Source organism: Ruegeria lacuscaerulensis (assembly GCF_013033355.1).
GTDB lineage: Bacteria > Pseudomonadota > Alphaproteobacteria > Rhodobacterales > Rhodobacteraceae > Ruegeria > Ruegeria lacuscaerulensis_A.
Window position 1 is genome coordinate 1 of sequence record NZ_WQDY01000032.1, and the last position, 2193, is coordinate 2193.

At 57.6% G+C, this 2193-nt stretch carries 3 protein-coding genes; all 3 read left to right on the forward strand.

The window, feature by feature from the left end; translation table 11 throughout:
- Nucleotides 1–290, forward strand: a 290-nt coding sequence (locus GOW48_RS22240; RefSeq protein ID WP_234900836.1) for an arginine deiminase family protein, incomplete at its 5' end; no start/stop codon positions are given.
- Nucleotides 291–346: 56 nt separating this feature from the next.
- On the forward strand, nucleotides 347–1345 hold the full coding sequence (argF, locus tag GOW48_RS22245; RefSeq protein WP_170756246.1) for an ornithine carbamoyltransferase: 999 nt from the start codon (nucleotides 347–349) through the stop codon (nucleotides 1343–1345).
- A gap of 3 nt (nucleotides 1346–1348) precedes the next feature.
- On the forward strand, nucleotides 1349–2193 hold an 845-nt coding region (arcC, locus tag GOW48_RS22250), incomplete at its 3' end, for a carbamate kinase (RefSeq protein ID WP_170756247.1).

A 2193-nucleotide genomic window follows, 5' to 3' on the forward strand; every position in this document is an offset into this window, starting at 1 on the left:
AAGGGCACCTTTTCGACGTCTACAAAGAAGCGCTGGGGCTGAACTCGCTGGAGGTCATCTCGACCGGTGGCAACGAGTTCCAGGCCGAGCGCGAACAGTGGGATGACGGCAATAACGTCGTGGCCCTCTCGCCCGGTGTGGTCGTCGGTTATGCGCGCAACACGTTTACGAATGGCAAGATGCGCGCAGCCGGCGTCGAGGTGATCGAAATCTCGGGTCAGGAACTGGGGCGTGGTCGCGGCGGTGGCCACTGCATGACCTGCCCGATCGACCGCGACCCCGCCTATTGAATTTACTACGGGTGCAGCCCCCTGCGCCCACTGATTTTTTGTTAGGGAGAGACAAAATGGCATTTAATCTCAAAGGCCGTAGCTATCTGAAAATCGCCGATTTCAGCCAGCGTGAAATGCTGTACCTGCTGGATCTGGCCCGCGATCTGAAACGCGCCAAATACGCCCGCGCCGAACAGCCCTCGCTGACCGGAAAGAACATCTGCCTGATCTTCGAGAAGACCTCGACGCGTACTCGTTGCGCCTTTGAAGTGGCGGCCTACGATCAGGGTGCGAACATTACGTATCTCGATCCATCGGGCTCGCAGATCGGGCACAAGGAGTCGATGAAAGACACGGCGCGCGTTTTGGGCCGCATGTTCGACGGGATTGAATTCCGCGGTGCCGGTCAGGACATGGTTGAAACGCTGTCAGAATATGCCGGTGTTCCGGTCTATAACGGCCTGACCGACGACTGGCATCCGACCCAGATGCTTGCCGATATGCAGACCATGATCGAGCACGCTGACAAGCCTCGCAAGGACATTGTCTATGCCTATTCGGGCGACTGTCGGTCGAACATGGGCAACTCGCTACTGATGTTGGGCGCGATCATGGGCTGCGACGTCCGGATGATTTCTCCGAAAGAAACCCAGCCCCATGACGATGTGCGCGACTTGGCGATGGAGCGGGCTGAAAAGACCGGCGCACGTGTGACCATCACCGACGATACCTCGGCCGTAGAGGGCGCGGACTTCATTCATACCGATGTCTGGGTCTCGATGGGTGAGCCTAAAGAAGTCTGGGCTGAGCGGATCAAGCTGCTGAGCCCTTACCAGGTCAACATGGATCTGATGAAGAAAACCGGTAATCCAGCCGTCAAGTTCATGCACTGCCTGCCCGCCTTCCACAATCTGGAGACCAAGGTCGGTCAGGACATTCACGAACAGTTCGGCATCACCGAGATGGAAGTGACCGAGGAAGTGTTCGAAAGCGACATGAACATAGCGTTCGAGCAAGCCGAAAACCGGATGCACACCATCAAGGCGATCCTCGTCGCCACATTGGGAGCCTGAACCATGGGACGCGTTGTTGTAGCACTCGGCGGCAACGCGCTTCTCAAACGGGGTGAGGCGATGACAGCGGACAATCAGCGCAAAAACGCGAAGATTGCCGCAGAAGCCCTCGCCCCGCTCTGCGAAGCGCACGAAACCGTCATCACTCATGGCAATGGCCCGCAAGTCGGAATGCTGGCTCTGCAAGAGATCATGTATACGGATGTCGAGGAGTACCCGCTGGACGTTTTGGTCGGCGAAACGATGGGCATGATCGGCTATATGATCGAGCAGGAGCTTGGGAATATCCTGCCCTTCGAGCATCACATCGCCACCCTGTTGACCATGATCGAGGTTGACCCAAGCGACCCGGCCTTTGACAACCCGACCAAGTTCATCGGTCAGGTCTATTCCGAAGCGGACGCCAAGAAAGAGGCGGCTGACAAGGGCTGGACGGTGAAACCGGATGGCGAGTACTGGCGACGCGTTGTGCCGTCGCCCCGCCCGAAACGTATCTTTCAGGTCGAACCTATCCGTTGGATTCTGGAAAAGGGCGCGACCGTGATCGCTGCTGGCGGTGGTGGCATCCCGACGATGTACGAGGCAGGTGCTGAACGGAAACTGGTCGGGGTCGAAGCCGTCATCGACAAGGACTTTGCCTCGTGCCTTCTGGCGCAGAACCTTGGAGCAGATTTCTTTGTTATCGCTACAGATGCAGAAGCCGTGTTCCTGAACTGGGGAACGCCTGAACAAACAGGTATTAGATCGATCACTCCGGATTCATTGGATGAGTACGATTTCCCCGCCGGGTCAATGGGCCCCAAGGTCCAGGCTGCACAAGACTTTGTGCGATCCTCGGGCGGTCGCGC

What these genes read in the sequence shown, in the direction of transcription:
- argF (WP_170756246.1), top strand. Translation starts at nt 347, where the DNA reads ATGGCATTTAATCTCAAAGGCCGTAGCTATCTGAAAATCGCCGATTTC.